15 protein-coding genes are annotated in these 20,465 nt (G+C 59.7%); 9 read left to right on the forward strand and 6 right to left on the reverse strand.

Annotated features, from left to right (window positions below; all coding sequences use genetic code 11):
• Positions 1–115: 115 nt before the first annotated feature.
• From ligA to FJ398_04980, 4 genes are read right to left on the reverse strand one after another with little or no spacing between them, the layout of a single operon-like run.
• On the reverse strand, positions 116–2,203 hold the full coding sequence (ligA, locus tag FJ398_04965; protein ID MBM3837307.1) for an NAD-dependent DNA ligase LigA: 2,088 nt from the start codon (positions 2,201–2,203) through the stop codon (positions 116–118).
• 52 nt (positions 2,204–2,255) lie between these two features.
• Positions 2,256–4,052, reverse strand: coding sequence for an ABC transporter ATP-binding protein (locus FJ398_04970; GenBank protein MBM3837308.1), 1,797 nt, complete (start codon positions 4,050–4,052; stop codon positions 2,256–2,258).
• A 30-nt stretch (positions 4,053–4,082) separates the two neighbouring features.
• On the reverse strand, positions 4,083–4,580 hold the full coding sequence (locus FJ398_04975; GenBank protein MBM3837309.1) for a four helix bundle protein: 498 nt from the start codon (positions 4,578–4,580) through the stop codon (positions 4,083–4,085).
• 39 nt (positions 4,581–4,619) lie between these two features.
• Positions 4,620–6,389: an ABC transporter ATP-binding protein gene (locus tag FJ398_04980; protein MBM3837310.1), complete on the reverse strand. Its 1,770-nt coding sequence runs from the start codon at positions 6,387–6,389 to the stop codon at positions 4,620–4,622.
• Between the two features lie 234 nt (positions 6,390–6,623).
• Between FJ398_04980 and FJ398_04985 the strand changes: the two genes are divergently transcribed.
• The 7 genes from FJ398_04985 (at position 6,624) to FJ398_05015 (ending at position 12,518) form a co-directional block, all read left to right on the forward strand.
• Positions 6,624–7,310: a hypothetical protein gene (locus FJ398_04985; protein ID MBM3837311.1), complete on the forward strand. Its 687-nt coding sequence runs from the start codon at positions 6,624–6,626 to the stop codon at positions 7,308–7,310.
• Between the two features lie 202 nt (positions 7,311–7,512).
• Positions 7,513–8,316: a 30S ribosomal protein S2 gene (gene rpsB / locus FJ398_04990; protein MBM3837312.1), complete on the forward strand. Its 804-nt coding sequence runs from the start codon at positions 7,513–7,515 to the stop codon at positions 8,314–8,316.
• 77 nt (positions 8,317–8,393) lie between these two features.
• Positions 8,394–9,236, forward strand: coding sequence for a translation elongation factor Ts (gene tsf, locus FJ398_04995; protein MBM3837313.1), 843 nt, complete (start codon positions 8,394–8,396; stop codon positions 9,234–9,236).
• Positions 9,237–9,410: 174 nt separating this feature from the next.
• A complete protein-coding gene (locus tag FJ398_05000; GenBank protein MBM3837314.1) occupies positions 9,411–9,602 on the forward strand; it encodes a hypothetical protein in 192 nt (63 codons plus the stop codon).
• 110 nt (positions 9,603–9,712) lie between these two features.
• Entirely contained in the window at positions 9,713–10,438 is a 726-nt protein-coding gene (locus FJ398_05005) for a UMP kinase (protein ID MBM3837315.1), read from the forward strand.
• A gap of 89 nt (positions 10,439–10,527) precedes the next feature.
• A complete protein-coding gene (locus FJ398_05010) occupies positions 10,528–12,039 on the forward strand; it encodes a TolC family protein (protein MBM3837316.1) in 1,512 nt (503 codons plus the stop codon).
• A 203-nt stretch (positions 12,040–12,242) separates the two neighbouring features.
• The gene (locus FJ398_05015; GenBank protein ID MBM3837317.1) at positions 12,243–12,518 is read left to right on the forward strand and encodes a hypothetical protein; all 276 of its coding nucleotides are present in this window, start codon (positions 12,243–12,245) and stop codon (positions 12,516–12,518) included.
• A gap of 881 nt (positions 12,519–13,399) precedes the next feature.
• Here FJ398_05015 and polA read toward each other — a convergent pair.
• Entirely contained in the window at positions 13,400–16,606 is a 3,207-nt protein-coding gene (gene polA / locus FJ398_05020; GenBank protein MBM3837318.1) for a DNA polymerase I, read from the reverse strand.
• 364 nt (positions 16,607–16,970) lie between these two features.
• On the reverse strand, positions 16,971–17,729 hold the full coding sequence (locus FJ398_05025) for a helix-turn-helix transcriptional regulator (protein ID MBM3837319.1): 759 nt from the start codon (positions 17,727–17,729) through the stop codon (positions 16,971–16,973).
• Positions 17,730–17,975: 246 nt separating this feature from the next.
• Between FJ398_05025 and FJ398_05030 the strand changes: the two genes are divergently transcribed.
• Positions 17,976–19,814 (forward strand): hypothetical protein, encoded by a 1,839-nt coding sequence (locus FJ398_05030; protein ID MBM3837320.1) that lies wholly within the window; start codon positions 17,976–17,978, stop codon positions 19,812–19,814.
• 7 nt (positions 19,815–19,821) lie between these two features.
• Complete coding sequence (locus tag FJ398_05035) at positions 19,822–20,454, forward strand: hypothetical protein (protein ID MBM3837321.1); 633 nt, start codon at positions 19,822–19,824, stop codon at positions 20,452–20,454.
• Positions 20,455–20,465: the final 11 nt, after the last annotated feature.

Below are 20,465 nucleotides of genomic sequence, written 5' to 3' on the forward strand. Positions count from 1 at the left end.
CGCGGGGTTGGGGATGACTCGGTTTCGCGCGCAGTCCATCCTTCTGTTCAGCGGTTTTCATGACGCCGGTATTCTCGCTCGCCTGAATCAAAACGCCAACCGTCAAGTGATTTGTTCAAAATCCAAGTCCACCGTGGTCTGCATTCGCAATGCGGTCGGGAGTTTCTCGCCCCTCGCACAACTTCAAGAACTCCTGTTCGTCCAAGATTTTCACGCCGAGCTTCTGCGCTTTCTCCAACTTGGAACCCGCTTCCTCGCCCGCAACAACGTAATCGGTTTTCTGGCTCACGCTGCTGCTGACCTTGCCGCCGAGGGCTTCGATCTTCGCCGCGGCTTGCTCGCGCGTCAGCGATGGCAGCGTGCCCGTCAGGACAAATGTCTTCCCCGCGAACCGGCCGCAAGCCGCTTGCGGTCGGTAAAGCGACGATTGGAAATTCAATCCCGCCGCCCGCAGCCGCTCGATCAAGTCCTGATTCCGCTTTTCGTCGAACCATTGCCGCAGGCTTCGCGCGATGACGCTGCCGACATCCTGGATCTCATTCAACTGTTCCAGACTGGCCCGGCGCAAATCGTCGAGCGTCGCAAAGCCGCGGCCCAGCGCTTTGGCCACTCCGGCGCCAACGTGCAAGATGCCCAGGCCGAAGATCAGCCGCCAGACATCGCGGCTCTTGCTCGCTTGAATGCCGTCGAGAAGGTTTTGCGCGGATTTTTCTCCCATGCGCTCCAGCGCCACGATTTGGCCGAGCTTGAGCGAGTAGAGGTCCGCCACATCGCGAACGAGGCCGCTTTTCACCAATTGTTCCACGAGCACCTCGCCCGCGCCTTCGATGTCCATAGCCCCCCTTGCACACCAGTGCCCGATGCGGCCGCGAACCTGCGCCGGGCAATCCGGATTCGCGCAGCGCAAGACCACGCCCGGATCGCCCACAGCCAGGCCGGTCGAACGCGAGACGGGCGCGCCGCATTCAGGGCACGTCCTGGGAAACTCGAAAACCTTCTCTCGCCCCGTCCGCTTATCCAACACCACGCCCACGACGGCGGGAATGACCTCGCCGGCTTTCTCGATGATCACGGTGTCGCCGGCTCGAATATCTTTTCGGCGCAGTTCTTCCTCGTTGTGCAGCGTCGCGCGGCTGATGGTGCTGCCCGCCAGGAAGACCGGCTCCAGCTCCGCCACCGGCGTCAGAGCGCCCGTGCGTCCGACCTGGATCGTAATCGCTTTGAGTTTCGTCTCGGCGCGTTCGGCGGCGTATTTGTAAGCGATGGCCCAGCGCGGCGCTTTGGAGGTGTAGCCAACCCGCTCGCGGAGCGTGAAGGAATTGAGTTTGACTACGGCGCCATCCGTTTCGTAAGCGAACTTCTCTCGTGCGCGATCCAGTTCTTCGATGGCGTGGAGCAATTCTTTCGCAGAACGGCAATGCCAGACTCTCTCCGGCGTTTTGAATCCAAGGGATCTCAACCCGGCCAGCAGTTCGACTTGAGAAGCGGGCTTCCAGGCCCCATCGATTTGGCCCGTGCCGTAAAGCACCACGTCGAGCGGCCGTTTGGCGACAAGTTTGGGATCGAGTTGCTTCAAAGATCCGGCCGTGGAGTTGCGCGGATTGGCGAACGGTTCCTCTCCCGCGGCTTCGCGCTCGGCGTTCAGCTTTTTGAAACCGGCGAGGGTCATATAAACTTCGCCGCGCACTTCAAGAAATTCCGGCAGCCGATGCGCGCCCGTCTTCAGCTTCAGAGGAATGCTGCGGATGGTTTTCAGATTGGCCGTGATGTCATCGCCGCTCACGCCGTCCCCGCGCGTGGCGCCCACCGTCAACACGCCGTTCTCGTATCGCAGACTGATGGCGACGCCGTCCACCTTGGGTTCAACCGTCCAGTCCAACGATTCCTTCGGCACGAGCTTCTGCACGCGATTCATGAATTCCTGGACATCCTCCTGCGAATACGTGTTGTCCAGGCTCAGCATCGGCGTGAGGTGATGAACCGACTTGAATTCGTTCAAGGGCTGTCCGCCGACGCGCCGGCTCGGAGAATCGGGCGTGATGAGTTCCGGAAACGTTTTCTCCAGCTCTAGCAACTCGCGATAAAGCTGGTCATATTCCCGATCCGTAACGACCGGCTTGGCCAGGACATAGTACGCGTAATCGTGGGCGCAGATTTGTTCTGACAATTCCGCGTGGCGAGTTTGCGCTTGGTCGAAAGTCATCGAAGAGATTCTCTACCACGCGCCGCAGATCGTTTGGAGCGGATTCTTCCGGCTATTGCCGCACGAATTCCTCGTAAAGCTTCGCGTAGTGGCCGCCCTGCGCGATCAGTTGTTCGTGATGGCCGCGCTCAATGATCCCGCCGCCTTTCAGAACCAGGATTTGATGCGCGTTGCGCACCGTAGAGAGCCGGTGCGCCACGACGAAGCAGGTGCGGCGCTCGAACAGCTTTTCCAGCGCGCGCTGAATCAGTTGTTCCGTGTGCGAATCCACCGCGCTGGTCGCCTCGTCCAGGATGAGGATCCGAGGGCGGGCCACCATCGCGCGCGTGAAGGTGATTAATTGCCGCTCGCCCGCGCTCAGGTTGTTTCCGCGCTCGGCGACCTTGGTTTCGTAGCCCTTTTCCAATCGCGAAATAATGTCGTGCGTGCCGAGGGTTTGCGCCGCTTCGATAACTTCCTGGTCGGTCGCGCCGGGCCGGCCAAACTTCAGGTTCTCCATCACCGTGCCCGTGAAGAGAAAATTCTCCTGCGTCACAATGCCGATTTGCGAGCGCAACGATTCGACCGTCGTCGTCTGGAGATCGACGCCATCCATCCAAATGCGGCCTTGCTGCGGTTCGTAGAAGCGCGCGATCAAACTGATGATCGTGGTCTTCCCCGATCCGGTGGCGCCGACCAGCGCGACCGTCTCACCGGGTTTTGCTTCCAAGCTCACGTCGCGCAGCACCCAGTGGTCCGGCGGCGTCGTCTCGTAGCGGAACGAGACGCGCTCGAACACGATATGTCCGCGCACCGGCGGCAACGCTTCGGCGTTAGGCCGATTGATGATTTGCTGTTGGGTATCGAGCAATTGGAAGATGCGCTCCGCGCTGGCCGCGGCGGACAACACCGAATTGTAAAGATCGCCCATCGTTTGGATCGGCCCGAAAAACATGCCCAGATAAAGAATAAAGGCCGCCAATTCTCCCACCGTGATCTCGTTGCGCAGGGCCAGCGATCCGCCGTAGCCCAGGATGATCGTGGTGCCGAGGCCCGACAGCAGCGCGACGAACGGCATGTAGGTGTGAAAAATGCGCGCCGCGGCCCGCACGGTCTCCGCGTAGAGCAGGTGAATCTTCTCGAAGCGCGCCAGGTTCTCCTCTTCGCGGGAAAACGCCTGAACGACGCGCACGCCAGAAATGTTTTCCGCCAGCGCAGAAGTCAGCCGGGCGCCTTGTTCGATCATTTTCCGATAGGCGCTCATCACGTGGATGTGAAAAAGCCGCGTGCCCACCGCGAGGAACGGCAGGACGGAGCCGACCGCAAGGCACAAGCGCCAATCATACTGCACCAGGATTACAATGGCGCCTGAGAGCGTCAGCACGCTGGAAAGCAGTTGATTGCCGCCCCAAGTCAGCACGTTATCCAGCGCGCTGATATCGCTGTCGGCGCGGCTGATGATGCGGCCTTGATGCGTCCGGTCAAAATAGTTCAAAGACAATCGCTGGATGTGCTCGAAGACCGCGAGCCGCAAATCGTTCATGGCGCGCTGGCCGATTGCGATCGCGCTTGTGACCTGGGCGATGGAAAGAAACCAGCCCAAGAGAAGGTTCCCCAGGTAAATCAAGCTCACCACGAAAATTCCTCGGAAGGCAGCCTGGGCAGAGGTGAACGAGGTCAGATGTCGGTCAATCCCGATCTGGATCAATTTCGGGCCGAGCAGCGAGGAGGCCGTGGCCAGGACCGTGAAGAGCAGATTGAGCGCAAACCGCCTTCGGTACGGCCAGATGTAGCGCATCAGCCTCAGAAAGGTCGCCTTCGTCATTCGCCTCTGAGCGAACTGTTCTTCGATGGCGAGGTTGTGAGCCATGAAACGTAAAACGTAAAACGTAAAACGTGATTAGGGCATCGGCATCTCTTCAAGCATCCAAGCGGTCGGCGCTCCTGGATCGATGCGATCGGAACTCGGAATTCGGTATTCGGGGGAATTCTCCTTCAAGACACTCTCTCGCTGCTGGGGTATCATGGCGAGAAGGAGACGAATCAATTGGGTCGTCAATCTTGTTCGGTGGTTCGTCACCGTGTCTGTCAGTACGTAGCGAGCTTTGTAATACCAATCGCGAGCTTCCCTCGCGGATCCCAGCGCGTACTCATAGAAACGAGATCTATCTCTCCCTGTCCCTCTCGAATAACCCTCGGCGAGATTGGCCGATATCGATCCCACTGACCGAAACAATTGCCCGGACAAGTCTTGGGTCCTCTTGTCCTGTATTAGTTTCGTAGCATCGTGCCACGCGAGATCAGAGAGAAACAAACCGAGTCGATACGCTTCCATCTTCCAGAGGGAATCAGCCGTGATCTCGGCTGGAACTGTCGCGAGCCATTCTTGGTAATTCATAAAGTTGTCCTGATAGAATCACGTTTCACGTTTTACGTTTTACGTTTCACATTTACGAATCTGCTGCTCAAAAATTTCACAATAGAAGCCCTGGCGCTGAATGAGCTCGCCGTGCTTCCCGCGCTCCACGATCCGGCCTTCTTTCAACACAAGTATCTCGTCCGCCCGTTGCACCGTGGAAAATCGATGCGCAATAATGAACGTCGTTCGGCCCGCGCTCAACCGCCACAGCGCTTCTTGAATCAGGCGTTCGGTCTGGGAATCGACGCTGGAGGTCGCGTCGTCCAAAATCAGAATGCGCGGGTTCATCAGAAAGGCGCGGGCGATGGCAATGCGCTGCTTCTGGCCGCCGCTCAAGGTCACGCCGCGCTCGCCAATGATCGTTTGGTAGCCTTCCTCCAGCCCCAGAATGAACTCGTGCGCCTGGGCCGCGCGCGCGCATGTTTCAATCTCCTCCCGCGTGGCCTCGGGCCGGCCATACGCGATGTTTTCCGCCACCGTCGCGCTGAACAGAAACGTTTCTTGAAAGATAACGCCGACGCTCCGGCGCAGTTGTGTCAGGTTCATCTCCCGCACATCGATCCCTTCTACCAAAACCCGTCCGCTCGCAACGTCATAGAAACGCGGGATCAAGTTCACGAAGGTCGTTTTTCCGGAGCCGGTCGGTCCCACGATGGCGTACGTGCGTCCCGGCTTGGCGTCGAAACTCACGTCCGTGAGCGAGGCCTTGCCGTCGCGGTAATTGAAACTCACGCTTTCGAAGGCCACCGCGCCCGGTCCGGCCGGAAGGTCGCGTTTGCCGCTCTTGATCGTTTGCGGCTCGTGGATGATTTCGAGAATTCGCTCGGCGCTGGCGCTGGCGTTCTGAAGGATATTTGTGAACTGGCCCACCATGCCGACGCGATGGCCAATGGCCATCAGATACAAAACCACCTTCGCCAGGTCGCCGATCAGGAGGTCGCCTCGAATGACGGCCTGGCCCCCGAGCCAAAGCGCGAGGGGCATGCTCAGGCCGTAGATGAATTGGGCGACCGGCACGCGCGCAGCCCAGTAATTGATGGCGTCCAGCACCGTGGTGACCAAGGTGTCGCGTTTCTGGATGAATTTGCTGATTTCATCCGACTCCTTGGCAAAGGCCTTGACGACGCGGACGCCGGCGATGTTCTCCTGGATCACGGTCATCATCGCGCCGTGCAGGTCGTGAATTTTGCGCCAGCGAGGCTGGAGTTGGCCGCCGAAATAAATCAGCAGGCCGATCGTCGGCCCCATCGTCCCGACCGCCACGATTCCGAGCGTGGGATCGATGGCGAAAATCAACCCGATCGTGACGATCAACGAAACCAGAATGTCGAAACTCAACAGCAAGCAGGCGAAGAAGAAATCCTGCAGCTTCGAGACATCCGACGTCGAACGGGAAATGAGTTCACCGGTGCTGGACTTGTCGTGGTACTGAAACGCCAGCCGCTGAATCGCATTGTAAATCGCGGCCCGGACATCCCCCAGCGTGTATTGAATCAGCCGATTCCGCGCGGGACCCAGAATGTGCGCCAGCCCGGCGCGAATGAAGACCAGCGAGCCGAACAACCAGACGAAATTCCAATGATCGAACGCCGCGCCCCATTCCAGGCGCCAGCGCAAATGGGTAATGGCGTTTCCAATGATTTGCGGCAACGTCAGGTCGATGCTGATGATGGCCAGCAGCAACGACACACAGAGCGCGACTCGTCTGGGATACTTTCCGAGGAACTGGAGGACGCCGATCAGATTGCGCGGTTTGACGCGCCGTTTGTCCGCAGACGGCTCAGCCATGCGCGCGGAGGATAAAGCTCAGGTTTTTCATGGGGCGATTGATTTCCCAAACGCCGCCGGATTTCCACCAAAAACTTTACCCACAGCCCACTCGCCAGTATTTTTTACCCATCTAACCCGTTCGCCCGTTTAACTGATTTAACGATTTAACGTTGTAACGCATTAACGACCTCGGTCGCGGCTTCGTCGCGTTGCGCGATTCGCGGTCTGAAGGTTCCGTCTTGAGAGTTTGCCATGACTCCCCAGAGCTATCAGATGCGCCGGGCGACGATTGAGGATTTGGACAGGTTGCGTTCTCTTTGGGCGCAAACGGCCGGCGCCAACTCCGGCCTGGAGAAGTCGTTGACCGAGTTTCAGGTCGCCGAAGCCGTCGATGGAACCCTGCTGGCGTGCATCGGACTGCAACTGGAAGCGCAGCAGGGCCGAATTCACGCCCCGTGCTTTCGCACCCCCGAATGCCGCGTCGAACTGGAGCAAGCCCTTTGGGAGCGCGTGCAATCCGTTGCCCGAAACCATGGTTTGTGGCGGCTCTGGACTCAAGACCCAAGCCCGTTCTGGCGCGCACACGGCTTTCAGGAGGCAGATGCCAATGCCCTCGAGAAACTCCCGCCGCGCTTTGGCCGGCAAGACAACGGTTGGTTCACGCTGCAGTTGCGTGACGAAGTGTCTCCCGAGATGTCGCTCGAGCACGAATTCGAGATGTTCAAGCAATCCCGGCAGGAATGGACACAGCGGAAGCTCCGGCAGGCGCGCGTTCTGAAGGTGCTGGCCATCATGGTCGCGGTGGCGCTCTTCGGCGTGGCGGGTTGGTTGCTGTTGCAGCTCATGCGAGGCCTGCCGACCGGCCCGAAGCCCAAACCAAAGCCGGCCCGGGAGCAGCCAAAACCGGGCAGAAATGAGGGGAAAGCAAGGGAAAAATAAAGATTGCGACGGAAGTTGGCTTTGTTATGTTGCCAGCCCTTTTCGCCGGGTTGGCCGAGGTTCGGACACCCGCGAACTGAGGACATAACGGCCCGAAATGACCTTCGTTCGAGTGAACGAGGCGGCCACAACAACATCAAATTGAATCCCGTGTTCCGCGGGATGGTTTGCGCAAAGGCAAACTAAGAACAAAGGAAAACTTGTGCTGAGCATTGGCATCAAAGAACTGTTGGACGCGGGCGTCCATTTCGGACACCAAACCAAGCGCTGGAACCCAAAGATGAAGAAGTTCATCTTTGATGCGCGCAACGGAATTTACATCATCGATCTGAGCAAGACGCTCGCTCAACTGGAAGCGGCTTGCGATTTCCTCGGAAAGACCATCGGCAAAGGAGGACGAGTTCTCTTCGCGGGCACCAAGAAGCAGGCCCAGGAATCGGTCAAGGAATCGGCGAAAGCTTGCGGCCAGTTTTACGTTACCGAGCGGTGGCTGGGCGGCACGCTGACCAATCTCAAGACGATCAAACGTTCCGTCGGCCGGTTGAAGCAGATCGAGAAAATGGAGACCGACGGGACAATCAACAATTACGTCAAACAGGAGCAATCCTCGCTCCGCCGCGAAGCCGCCCGCCTCATCAAGAATCTCGATGGCATCCGCGCCATGGACAGCCTGCCGGACGCCCTGTTCGTCGTGGACATCAAACGCGAGCACAACGCCGTGGCCGAAGCGCGACGCTTGAAGATTCCGATTGTCGCCATTGTCGATACGAACTGCGACCCCGACCTCGTCGATTTTCCGGTCGCCGGCAACGACGACGCGATCCGTTCCGTACGTCTCATCCTGAGCGTCATCATGCAGACCATCATCCAGGCTCGCGCAGAGTACGACGCGAAATACGGACGGCGGAAAGAAAGCGAGGCGGCGTCCACCGAAGCTGCCGCTGAGGCTCCTGCGGAGTCCGCGCCCGCTCCCGCTCCTGCGACGGAGTCTGTCGTGACGGCCTAGCGCGCCACATTCCGTGCCGTTTCTTCTCCGGAGAGATACGGTGGAATCCCTGAACCATTATCTAGAACTGATCCTTTATGTCTGAAATCACAGCAGCACTTGTCGGCAAACTCAGAGAAATGACCAACGCGGGCCTGATGGACTGCAAAAAGGCGCTGACCGAATCCAAAGGCGACCTGAATCTCGCCGTGGATATTCTGCGCAAAAGAGGCGTTGCGGCCGCCGCAAAGCGAGCCTCCCGCGAGACGAAAGAAGGGATTGTGGCGCAATACATCCAGCCTGGGGCCCGCCTCGGCGTTTTGGTGGAAGTGAATTGCGAAACGGATTTCGTGGCGAAAAATGAGAGTTTCCGCGCGTTCTGTGATGAAGTCGCCAAAACGCAGGCCGGCGATCCCGCTGCCGATTGCGAAGCGCTGCGGACTGCGGTCGTGGCCAAAACCGGCGAGAACATCAAAATCTCCCGATCGCAACGCCTGGAAGTCACTGGCAATGGTTTGATCGCCGGCTACATCCATACCGGCGCCAAAATCGGCGTCCTCGTCGAGGTCGGCGCGGGAAAGGAAGCGACCGTAGGGAACGACGACTTCAAGCAGTTGGTTCGTGACATCACGCTGCAAATCGCGGCGGCGAGCCCGATCGCCGTTTCGAGAGAGCAACTCGATCCGGCCGTGGTCGCCAAAGAAAAAGAGATCGCCGCCGAACAGGCCAAGAACAAACCTCCGCAGGCCGTGGCGAAAATTGTCGAAGGCAAGCTGGAAAAGTTTTACCAGAGCTTCTGCCTGCTCGATCAAGGCTTCGTGAAGCAGAACTCCGAAATCACCGTGAAGGAACACGCCGCCGCCGTGGCCAAACGCGTGGGGGACGACGTGGCCATCCGCCGATTCATCCGGTTCCAGGTGGGCGAAGTTTTTTCGGGATAGCGCAGGTCATTCGCAGATCCTAATCTCAGAGAAGGTGGGGCGAGCGTCCTCGCCAGTCACCATCGACACACGGCTCGGCGGGAGTCTCGCTCCATCGCCGTTCACAGACAGGCGTTGCGCAAGGCAATTGGACACCGTTGACTTGCCGGCAACAAATCGGAGAATACCACCAGTATGGCAACACCCGCCGTCAGCGAAATCGAAAGCGAATTCGCGCGCCTCTCGCCCGAAGCTCAGCTCACCCTTCTGAATTTCATGCTGAACTTCTATTCCTCTTCGGCTGGAAAAGCAACTTTGCCTTCGGTCTCATGGTCGATCGTGATGATTTTCCTTTTGGGAGTGCCGCACCGCCTGGCTTTCATTTGACGGGGGCGAGGCCGGTTGCTAGAACCTCCCGCTAATGTTGCTGGCCACCAACCGCCCCTTCGAGCTGAGGGACGCGCTTTCCCCATCGAACCCAGACACCCTTTCACGCCATGAAACGTGAGAACAAAGCCAGATACCGGCGGATCTTGATCAAGCTCAGCGGCGAAGCGTTGGGCGGTGAAACCGGCGTGGGCATCTGCCCCGAATCCATCCATGACATGGCCAAACAAATCCAGCAGGTGCGCGCGCTCAACCTGGAAGTCGTGATCGTGGTGGGCGGCGGAAATATTTTTCGCGGCGAACAAGGCAGCGAACGCGGGATCGACCGCACCACCGGAGATTACATGGGCATGCTGGCCACCGTGATCAACGCCCTGGCCCTGCAGGATGCCCTTGAAAAACTTGGCGTCGCCACGCGCGTCCAGAGCGCGATCAGCATGGCGCAAGTCGCCGAGCCGTTCATTCGGCGCCGGGCCATCCGGCATCTGGAGAAGGGGCGCGTCGTCATCTTCGGAGGCGGCACGGGCAATCCTTATTTTTCCACCGACACGACGGCCGCTTTGCGCGCCAATGAAATCGGGGCAGAAATCATTCTCAAAGCCACGAAGGTGGACGGAATTTATGACAGCGATCCCAAGAAAAACCCGGCCGCCAAACGCTATACGCGAGTCAGCTACATGGAAGCCTTGCGCAAACGGCTCAAGGTGATGGATTCGACCGCGTTCTCGCTCTGTATGGACAACAAAATGCCGATCATCGTCTTCGATCTGTTCAAGCCCGGCAATCTGAAGCGAGTCGTGCTGGGGGAGAATGTCGGGACACTGGTGAGCCATTAGATTTCGCGTAACTTCCTGGGACACTTCAGAGTCATACCCGGTGACGATGATTTGACGAACTCGGCTAAATCCCGCACTCTCGCTGCCCCATGCATTTGACCCGAATCCTTTCCTTGCTGGCCTTGATCAGCGCCGGCGCCGTTCAGGCCCAGAATCCGCCCGCCAAACCGAGCCGCGAAATCACCCTGGCGGAGGCCATTCAGATGGCGCTGGAGAACAACCTGGACGTAAAGATTCAACGCTTCAATCCGTTGATCGCCGAGCACAACTTGCGCAGTTCCTACGCGATCTACGAACCGGGAATCACCCTGCAAGGGTCGCACTTCTTCAGCTCCCAGCCCGGCGGCGTCGATCAGTTTGGCCGCGACATTGGGAATCGCGAATTGGAAGTGGATACCCTGCCCGGGATCAACTTCGGACTCGGCGCGATCTTGCCCACGGGAGCCCGTTACTCCATCACCGAGAGCCTTTCCCGGACCACCAGCCTCGTCGGCACGAATGAGAATTCAAACTACAACGCAAGTTGGTCGATCCAGCTCTCGCAACCGCTCTTGCAAAACTTCTGGATCGATCCGGGCCGCGCGACGATCCTGATCAACAAGAAAGTGCTCAAGCTTTCGGAAACGATGCTCAAGGGCCAAATCATGACCACGGTGCACAGCGTGGAGCAGGCGTATTACAACCTCATCTTCGCGCGTGAAAATGTGAAAGTCGTGGAAAAGGCGCTCGAACTGGCGCAGCGCACCCTGTTCGAAAACAAGAAAAAAGTGGAACTCGGCGCTCTGGCTCCGCTCGACGAAAAGCAAGCGGAAGCTCAGGTCGCCGCCAGCAAAGCCGACCTGATCGCCGCCCAGCAGAATCTCGCCTTTCAGGAGAACGTCCTGAAATCGTTGCTCACCGACAAATATGAGAGCTTCCATGAAGTGGAACTGATCCCGGCGGAAAAGCTCGTGCCAGTGCCGGTGGCCTTCAATTTGCAGGATAGCTGGCAGCGCGGCCTGGCGATGCGCCCGGACCTTCAGCAAGCCAAGTTGGACCTGGAACGGCGGGACATCACGCTCAGGCTCCAGAAGAACCAGATCCTTCCTTCCCTGGATGTGTTTGGCCGGTACGGAGTGAGCGGCAATCGGCTCAACACGTCGTATGGCGATGTCCTCAGCGATCTCACGCGCGACCGAAATCCCAGCTATTCTTTTGGAGGTTCCTTGACGATTCCGTTGGGAAACATCGGCGCCCGCAACCGCTACAAAGCCACCCGCGCTGAAAAGGAGCAGGCCCTCCTGCAACTCAAGAAACTCGAACAGGACATCATGGTCCAGATTGACGACGCCATCAAAGCCGTCCAATCCGCTTTCGAACGCGTGCAAGCGACGCGCGAGGCGCGTGAATTTGCGTTCACTGCGTTGGATGCCGAACAGAAGAAGCTGGAGAACGGCAAGAGCACCACCTTTCAGGTCCTCCAGCTCCAGCGGAATCTCACGGCCGCGTCGTTCGAGGAAATTCGTGCGCTCGCGGAATACAACAACGCCCAAGCTTTGCACGCGTTTCGCGAAGGTTCCACCCTCGACCGCCACCGCCTCAACTTGAATCTGCAGCGTTGATTCCGCGCCACACCCACGGCGGTGATTCGTCGCTACTTTCTGAGGCCACAGCCATCGGTAGTTGAACGCTTCGTGCCCCCTCACCTGGCCCCTTCCATGAACCTGACGGTAGGGCGAGCCTGTCCCCAGCGAGCCGGGTCGGACGTGTTCCACGCACGTCGAGCGGCTCGCCGGGACGGACTCGCCCTACCAGCGACGGGTTCATGGGCTGCGAGCCTGAGTCTGAAACCAAGGGAACTTCCCATGAACCTGACGGTAGGGCGAGCCTGTCCCCAGCGAGCCGAGTCGGACGTGTTCCACGCACGTCGAGCGGCTCGCCGGGACGGACTCGCCCTACCGGGTTCATGGGGAGAGTGCATGGTTCCGAGACCAAGGGAACTTGCCACGAACCTGATTCAACCACGGATGACACGGATGACACGGATAAGACCGCTTCCGCATCCGCGAAATCCGTAGAATCCGTGGTCAAGAAGATATGAGACACGCCCCCATTGATCCCCAACAATTCCGCGATACGGCAGATTCCAAATCTGCGCTCCGAGACCCTCAGCACCCGCCCTCATGCGGCGATACGGGCACCGCGCGCCGTGTGCATGCGTGATCTTGCGATGGTAGCCAATCGTGACGCCAAGACCTGTCACCAGGTAAAGAGCCAGGAGCAAAAAGAATCCTTCCCAAGTTGGGAACGCCACGCCTAGAACCAGGGCCAGGAGATGAACCGTGCCGAGAAAGATGACAATGAGGGATCCAAGGACTTCAAACCTCCCGGGGGACCTCGAGTGGCACGATCATCATTTTGTGTGTCCCGGTAATGAAGACCTCGCGTGGATCAGGGAGCATTCCGGGCGGTAGCGGGAAGCCCGGTTCATTCACTGCGGCGCTTCTGCAATGTAACAAGGAAGGCGGCGTGCTCGGCGCTGCTCAGGCCTTCGTGCAGCTTGGCCATCAGCTTCGCCCCGTCTTCGGCCAGGAGGGCCAATGCGTCCAGCCAAAGCCCTGGGAAACACCTTGCTGCGTAAAACCCCGCTCGGATCGGCGGGAAGCGGGCGATATTCGTCCTCTTCGAGCGACCACCAATCCACGGCTTGGTCCTCCGTTCGCCAAACCAGGTACTCGCGAACGCCGGCTCACTCCGGAATCTAACTTTGCCGCGGGTCACTGTCGAGAATGACCAGCAATTCTTAGTTCGACTGGTAGGGCGAGCCTGTCCCCAGCGAGCCGCCTCCAGCGCTCCCACACGTCGGACACGGCTCGCCGGGACGGACTCGCCCTACCGTGGAAACGTTCCCTTCTTGGAAAGCAGTCCATAACGAGAGTCGCTGGCCATTAGCCCAGGTAACGCGACAACGCGGCAACGACTTTAGTGCGCTTCCAGCCAATTCTTCCCCAGGCCTATTTCGACCGCGATCGGCACCTCCAGCGGAATCGCGGTTCCCATGCCTTCCTCGATCAGGGCTCGGACTTGTTGTTCCTCCGGTTTGAACAAGTCGAAGATGAGTTCGTCGTGAACCTGGAGCAGCATGCGTGTCGTCAGTCCGCGCCGCGTCAATTCCCGATGGATCTGGACCATCGCGATCTTGATCATATCCGCGGCGCTGCCCTGGATCGGGGCATTGATCGCGTTGCGCTCGGCGCCGCCGCGAACGGTCGCGTTCGACGACCGGACATCCCGCAGGTACCGGCGCCGCCCGGCGACCGTTTGCACGAAACCCTGTTCGCGCGCAAACGCGATCGTGTCCGACATGTATTTCCGGATGCCGGGAAACTGATGGAAGTATTGCTCGATGATCGCGGCCGCTTCCTGGCGTGCGATGCCCAGGCGCTGCGCCAGGCCGAAGGCGGAGATGCCGTAGATGATGCCGAAGTTCACCATCTTCGCCTTGCGCCGCATTTCCGCGTTCACCTGGTCGAGCGGCACGCCATAAACTTTCGCCGCCGTCGCCGTGTGAATGTCGTGGCCGCTGCGGAAGGCTTCGATCATCGCGGTGTCCCGGCTGAGCGCGGCGATGATGCGCAACTCGATCTGCGAATAATCGGCGGAGAGCAAAAGATGATTCTCGTCGCGCGGCACGAAAGCCTTCCGGATTTCCTGTCCCAGTTCGGTGCGGATCGGAATGTTTTGGAGATTCGGGTTTTGCGATTGCAGCCGGCCAGTCGCGGTCGCGGCCTGTTGGTAAGTCGTGTGGACGCGGCCCGTTTTCGGAAAGATCGCCGTGGGCAACGTATCCGCGTAGGTTGATTTCAATTTCGTCATCGCCCGGTATTCGAGGATGCGCGGGACGATTTCGTGTTCGCCCGCCAGCGCCAGCAGCGTCTGTTCGTCGGTGGCGTACTGGCCGGTCCGCGTCTTTTTGGGTTTCGCGGCGATCTTGAGACCGTCGAAGAGAATTTCCCCAAGCTGCTTGGGAGAATTCAAATTGAATTCGGTTCGCGCCAGGCGGTAGATCGCTTTCTCGCCCGCGTTGATCTCCTTGGACAACTGGTCGGCGAATTCGCCCAGGACCGCGGCATCCAGGCGGACGCCTTCGCATTCCATGGCCACCAGCACGGGCAAGAGCGGCGACTCGATTTCGTAAAACACGCGTTCCTGGCCCTTCTCTCTCAGCAACGGGGCCAGGACCGCGCGCAATTGCCAGGCGATGTCTGCGCCTTCGGTGGCGTAATCGGTCAATTGATCGAGCGGGACATGGCTCAAGCTGAGTTGCTCGGCTTCTCTCCCCCTGAACGGCCCCCTCTCCCGTCCTACGGACACCCTCTCCCCCTCCGAGGGGGAGAGGGGGCCGTTCAGGGGTTCAATGGGCGAAGTCGGTCGGAGAATTCCCTCTCCGATCAGTTTGGTGACGGGCACCGGACTGTAGCCCAGATAAACCTCGGCCAGATAATCCAGCGCGTGCCGCATGTCCGGCTCAATCAAGCTGTGCGCGAGCATCGTGTCGAACAGCTTCCCGCGCGCGGTCACGCCGCGCCATTGGAGAAGACTCAACTCGAACTTCAGATTGTGGCCGACTTTCTCGATCCGGTCGCTCTCGAACAGCGCGCGGAATTCTTCGAGGATTGCGCGCGCTTCAATTTCGTCCTGCGGCACGAGGACGAAATAACCGCTGCGCGGCGCGAAAGAAAAAGCGATCCCGATCCACTGCGCCTCTTTCGGGTCGAAGCTGGTCGTTTCGGCGCTGAAGCAAAAGGACGGCTGATTGCCGAGCGTTTGAATGAGTTTCGCGCGCTCTTCTCGAGTGCGGATCAACTGATATTCATGCGGAACGTCGGCGATGGTTTTGAGGTTCGAGGCGCTGGGCGCTGGGCGTTGGGCTTCAGCCTCGTGGACAGGGCCGCTCCCTTCCCCCTCACCCTGGCCCTCTCCTTCAGGGAGAGGATTTTCCGAAACGCTTCGCACATTGGATCCTTGAACAGACTTGTTAACCACGGATTTCGCGGATGGAGAAGCGGTTTTATCCGTGTAATCCCTGGTTGAATCAGGTTCGTGGGGAGGGGAGGATTGATCCTGCGTTGGAGCAAATCGAGTTGCCCTGGCTTTACCAGAGCGTGGCGACAGACTCTCCCTCCCTCTCTCTCCACGGGAGAGGGCCGAGGTGAGGGTAAACAGGTCGCCAGTTTCCCCCACATCGACAAGCTTTGGCGGAATGCCTCCGGCTTTCGTCTGTGATTCACCCGCGAAACCGCGACCGGCTTTGAATTCGTCCCCAAGCAACCGGCGTCCGATGGAATTGAACTCGAACTCGACGAAAAGACTCTTGAGCCTGGCTGCGTCCCATTCCCGCCGTTGGAGCGCGTCGAGGTCGATCGCGAGCGGGACGGCGCAATCGATTGTGGCCAGGCGTTTCGAGAGGAGTGCCTGGTCGCGATTCGCCTCGAGCGATTCCTTCAGCTTGCCTTTCAACTCCGCGGTGTGCGCGAGCAGATTTTCCACGCTGCCGTATTCCGAGATCAATTTGCCGGCGGTTTTTTCGCCGATGCCGGGCACGCCCGGAATGTTGTCCGTCGCGTCGCCCCACAGCCCGAGAATGTCGATGACCTGGCGGGTTTCCTTGATGCCCCATTTGCCGAGAATCTCGGCCACGCCCAGAATTTCGATGCCGTCGCCCTGGCGCGAGGGTTTGTAGAGGAAAGTTTTGGGGGTCACCAATTGCCCGAAATCTTTGTCCGGCGTGACCATGTAGGATTCGAAGTCCTCCTGTTCCGCGCGGCGCACGAGCGTGCCGATGACGTCGTCCGCTTCGTAGCCGTCGAGGGCGATCACGGGGATGTTGAACGCTTCGATCATGCGGCGCACGTGGGGAAGCGCCTGGCTCAGGTCTTCCGGCATGGCTTCGCGCTGGATCTTGTAGTCCGGAAAATCGCGATGCCGCTGCGTCGGCGCGTCCGTGTCGAACGCGACCGCGATATGCGTGGGCGATTGCTCGGTGAGGATTTCGAGGAGCGTTTGCGTGAAGCCGAAGAGCGCGGAGCTATTGACGCCTTTGGACGTGAAGATGGGCCGGCGGATGAGCGCGAAGTGGGCGCGGTACGCGAGCGCCATCCCATCCAGCAGGAAGAGTTTCTTCGGCATGCGCGCAGGTTAACCCGAATCCGCGGCGCGATTCCAATCTCGATTTCGGGTTCCTGATGCTTGCAGGAGCAGGACAATCTTACTGATCAGACCGTGGGATAGAATACACTTTGCCAGGAGGGATTTTGGCCAGCCGCGAGGAGCGCGTGAGGCGGTGTATCCCTGCGATCCACAACGAGCGAGCGACGAAGCGGCTGGCCAAAAGACCCCTGGCCCTGCGGGTTGCGCCGCATTTGGGCTCTGGCTTCGTTGCTCCTCAGTCGAAGATCCACCAGGGATATTCTCCTTCGTCGCGCCTGAGCCCAAATGCAACGCAACAAAGTGTATTCTATCCCACGGTCTGATCAGTAGGTGAGCCGAACCGCTAATTGCCAAGCACAGCCGCGTTCCGGAGAAATGCCTTGGGCGTGACGCCGTAAGCGCGCTTGAAATGAGTCGTCATGTGGCTCTGGTCGCAAAAACCCAGGCGCAACGCGACATCCGCGATGGATTCTGAGGATTGGAGGAGAAGTTGCTTGGCGCGTTCGGTGCGACACTGAAGCAGGTATTGATGCGGGCTGGCGCCGGTGGACCGTTTGAACAAGCGTGAGAAATGGAACGGACTCATCCCCACTGCCGCGGCAATCGCCTTCAGCGAGATGTCCTCGGAGAGATGGTCGTGGATGAAATCAATGGCGCGGCGGAGTTGGTATTTGGCCAGGCCGCGGGATTCTTCCCTGCAACGGAGGGTTTGACCGGAATACTTCCGGGCGACATGAACCGCGAGCCTCGTGGCCAGCGTCTCCGCGTACAAAGGGCCGCTGGCGCCGCCGGTCTCGACTTCGGCCCTTAGCGCCAGCGCCAGGCCATGGATGAGCGGATCATTCAGGCCGATTTGCGGAGTCAGTTCGAGCCGGTTTTGGGAGCCGATTCCATGCGCGGCGCACGCCAGGAATTTGGGTTCGAGCGAGATGAGCAAAAAGTCGCTGCGCCCCTCGCATCGCGCTGAGAACGGGAGATTTGAAGGCAGGAAATTGACTTCACCGGCCCGCATGGTGTGGGTGGGGGCGTGGCCGTTGAGTTTCATCTCCAGTTGCACGGGGTCCCCCAGATGCACGCCGCCGCCGTGGTTCAAAAAGAACACATCTTGAACCTCGGTGCTCGGAATGGAGTGCAGTTCGAGGAAGAATCCCTTCCAAGGGCCGTTCGCGCTCGAGAGCGCAGGGGCTTGGGCGACGGGGTGACGGGACGCGCGGCCTTTTGGTTACAGTATTCCCTCAAGGCGTGACTGGTTGCAGCACATTCGCGTTTACCGCAGCGGGTTTGATTCGCTATCTTCGGCCTCGTACGGGTTTCACCGAATCGGTTGGATCGCGGATGAGCAGCGGCTATGGACGACATTTTGAAGTGTTACCAAATCATCGGTGTTCAGTCGGGAACTTCTCCCAAGGCGCTCAAGAAGGCTTATCGCGATCTGGTGAAACGCTGGCATCCGGATCGTTTTCCGGACGATTCCAACGCGCGAAAGGAAGCGGAGGAAAAGCTCAAAGCCATCAATCTGGCCTTCGAACGCATCCAGGATCACCGCGAAACTCTCATTGCGCTCGCCGCCCGAAAGTCCGGGGCAGCCGACCGCGCGCCAGGCCCGCGCGCGGCCTCCACACCACCGCGCCCCCCGCCGAGGCCCAGACCGCAGGCGGAACCCAAGCCGCCTCCGGCATCGACAAACAAACCGCCGAGAACGCAAGCGGCATCGAGCCCCTCGGCCAAACCAAAATCAGCCTCACGGAAGGATTCCCACGCGAACTGGTTTGTGGGCCGGTTTCGTCCGGTCTCGATTGCGGCCGGCTGCGCCATTCTTCTCGCTGCCACGGCGGTGATTTTTTTGTCCGGAGGACGGAACGAAGATTCCTTTGACGCGGTCAGCGATGCCGAGCCGATGGCGCCCTTGTCGCAAATCGAGTTTCGCCGCAGCGCCGCGGCTCAAGCTCCGGATCGAACAGCGTTGTCTGGAGTGGGTGAAGTTCCGGATTCTTCGCGATTGTTGTTGCGCGAGGAGAGGGCCGACGGAAGCCCGACGCCGCCTGTTGCCGCGTTGGACTCTCCAAACTCGCAAACGGACCGCCGCAGTTCGTCTGCGCACACCAATCCGTTGCCGATGCGGATTGATGCTGTGGGACCAACGGCTGATCGCTCGCGCCCTGAATCTCAGCCGTTCGCTGCCGACCGCAGTGCGGCGGCCGAATCGCTGCCTGCGGACGCCACCGTTTCGCCACTCCTCAGCGGCTCACTGAAAGCGAAACTCATCGCGAAGGCCGAGGCCCCACGCCCGCTTCCCCCGAAGTTCGAGGAAACTCCCGAAGGCCGTTTCCGCTCCGCATTACGCTTGGCGCAGAGCGAAGGCGGAGCGCGGGATTACGCCGAGGCCGCGCGGTTGTATCGGCTCGCTGCGGAAGCGGGTCACGCGGAGGCGCAGAAGAATCTGGGTTTCCTTTACGTCGAGGGCAAGGGCGTGCCGCAGGATTCCGTCGAAGCCGAGAAATGGTTCAACAAAGCCGCGGCCCAAGGAATCGCCGGCGCCCAATTCGCCAGTGCGCTTCTGGCCCATGCGCAGGCGAATTCTTCGAAAGCCGCCGCGCCTCGCGAAGCGCTCCTGCGGCCTGCTGCCCTCTCCACGAACGGCCCCCTCTCCCTGTCCCTCTTCCCCTCGGAGGGGGAGAGGGCGTCCGGAGGACGGGAGAGGGGGCCCTTCAAAGAGACAATGCGCGAAGACCTTCGGAGGGCTATCCCCCAGGATGGGCCGCGTTCGCCGCTCCTGAAAGGTTTGGGCCGCTCAAATTCCCCGCAGCCGAGTCCGAAGGATTCTCCGCCGTTCCGGAGTTCCGAACCTGCAGACCCAGCCGCGCAATACGAACTGGGCCTCCGATGCGAAAAGGGCGACGGACTGAAGCCAGACTTTGCCGCCGCGGCGAAGTGGTATCGCCTGGCCGCTGATGCCGGACACTCCGCCGCGCAAAAGAAACTGGGCGACCTCTATGCATCCGGCCAAGGCGTCGCCCAGGACTTCAACGAAGCCCGGAAGTGGTATGACAAAGCGGCCGCGAGCGGACTGGCTGGAGCCGGTCTGCGGAGAGTCTCGTCCGGCGCGGCCCAAACCGACGGACCCATCGAATCTCCGGACTCGGTCAGATCGGATCCGCGAGAGAACCCGGACGCGAAGAAGAACTGAACGAGTTATGAACCGAAAAGTGCGGTCCTTGTCGGAGCATCTCTGCTACATCGCGCTGGCGAAATCGGACGTCTCCGCTTGCGTTCAACTGCTTGAGGGATCGTTCCAAAGGTTCGGACCGGTCGAGAAAACGCTGATGTCCGACCGCGGCGCGGCGCTGAAATTTCTGCTTCCGCTGAAATCGTTCACCACACGTTACCTGGTTTTCGAACTCAACGGCTGGTGCCTGTGCGTCACGGACATGATCGGCGAGAATTGTTTCGTCGATGTGTATGCGCTGAGCCGCAAGACGCGTTGCCCGGCCATGGCGGCGGAGTTTGGCGCGACGCAGAGATCGTTTCGTTTCATGGAAGGCGGCGAAGTCAAACGCTCGATCGATTGCTACCGCGACGGCAGCGACTGGTTTTTTGAGGAGATGGGCGCGCGGCTGGACTTCGAGTCCGCCGAACACTACTCCCGGCCGGATCGCTCGGAGCGATTGACGCCCGATCTGGTGACACGCTACCTCAGCCAGTGCTCGGAGATTCCGTTTCCGCTCGACGTGCGCAAGACCGCGTTCGCCTCCATTCACGGCATCCAGCGCTGCCTGGACCGCTTGCGCGTGCCTCTGGAACAATTCTTCGTGGACGACCAGCTTTGACTGCAGTGATT

It is taken from the genome of Verrucomicrobiota bacterium (genome assembly GCA_016871535.1).
Lineage (GTDB): Bacteria > Verrucomicrobiota > Verrucomicrobiia > Limisphaerales > SIBE01 > VHCZ01.